1 protein-coding gene is annotated in these 1,614 nt (G+C 42.0%); it reads left to right on the forward strand.

The features are described 5' to 3' along the window. Positions 1-1,506 (forward strand): ISL3 family transposase (locus tag GF867_RS13580; RefSeq protein WP_153833619.1); only part of this gene is annotated, 1,506 nt, incomplete at its 5' end. Positions 1,507-1,614: the final 108 nt, after the last annotated feature.

Here is a 1,614-nt window from a genome sequence, read left to right on the forward strand (position 1 = left end):
GGTTCTATAATTTTTAGTGTTGGTGAGAAATCATCAGCACTATTTTTGTATACACAAAAAGCCAGTGATTTCCGTTATGATGTAAGTACGACCAAACACATAAGAAAGGAAATCGACATGGCTTACTTACATTCTACCGCTCTTTTACTAGGAATTAAAGACCCTCACATTAAATTAACGCATGGTTTACAAGAAGAATCCTATGGAGATGTTCAACAATTTCGTCCATCGGCTCAATCGGCTTCCCTTGACGTGAAGGGGTCCCATCGAAAAGTCCTCACGGTGACGGGGCATCTCGATCACCTGCCTCAAGCCTGTTCTCATTGTGGCTGTCTAAATCAAAGTAGTCACGATATCATTCGAAACGGTACGATGAATTCCGTTGTTTTATTGGGACAATACAACTTTCAACCTGTCTATTTAAAGTTAAAGAAACAACGCTATTTGTGTAAACATTGCCGTCGGACCACAGTGGCCATCACTCCCTTAACTCGTCGGCATTGTTTTATTTCTAATGCGGTGAAGTATGTCATCATTGAAGAATTAGCTCAGATGCAGTCCATGACCTTAATCGCCCAACACCTGAATGTTTCAACTACAACGGTCATCCGTCAATTAATAACCTATGGGGACAACCTAAATCCTAAGCCTAGCCGCTTACCGTCCCACTTGGCGATCGATGAATTTAAATCGGTTAAAAATGTGCCCAAGGCAATGTCGTGTGCGTTAATGGATAACGCGACACATCAAATGGTGGATATCCTTGAAGACCGAACTCAAGGGTATTTAAGGGATTATTTCTTACGGTTCTCACTGGAAGAACGGCGGCAGGTGAAAACCATCACCATGGACATGTATTCCCCTTATCGAGACTTTTTACCGCGGTTATTCCCGAATGCCCATGTCATTATTGACCGCTTCCATATCGTTCAGCTCTTAAACCGAGTGTTAAACGCGTATCGCATTCGGGTTATGAATCGGCTACGCTATACTCAGCCCCGGGATTATACCAAGCTTAAACGATTGTGGAAGCTGCTCTTGAAGCCGCGCGAAGCGTTGGATTTTACCCACTATCATCCCCATCGATTATTTGATGGGTTGATCAGTGAACAAGGCATGGTAGACTATTTAATCCAACTGGATGCTCAACTGGCACGTACTTATGACTTTGTGCACCGACTGATTGAGGCCATTCGCTACCGGCGTTTCCAAGCTTTTGAGAACACCTTAATAGAAAGTAAAAAATATGTCTTCCCACACAAGGTGAGAACAGCGTTTCGAACATTAACTTCCTACGCGTTGGATATTGAAAACAGCTTAACTTATACACTCTCGAATGGCGTTGTGGAAGGTACCGTAAACAAAATCAAGATGATCAAACGATCTGGCTATGGTTATCGCAATTACGGTCACTTAAGGTGTCGGATTTTAATCTCAACCCAGCTTCAACAACTTAATGCTGAACTTGTACGCCCATTGTATTTTTGTGACGAAGCGGCTCTATAGACGAATATACTCTAATCCAACAGATGACTAATATACTTACATCAAAAAAAGACGATAGAACTAAATCTATCGCCTTAAATATTCACCAACACTATTTGACAAAGAACC

It is taken from the genome of Fundicoccus ignavus (assembly GCF_009659375.1).
GTDB classification, from domain to species: Bacteria; Bacillota; Bacilli; order Lactobacillales; family Aerococcaceae; genus Fundicoccus; species Fundicoccus ignavus.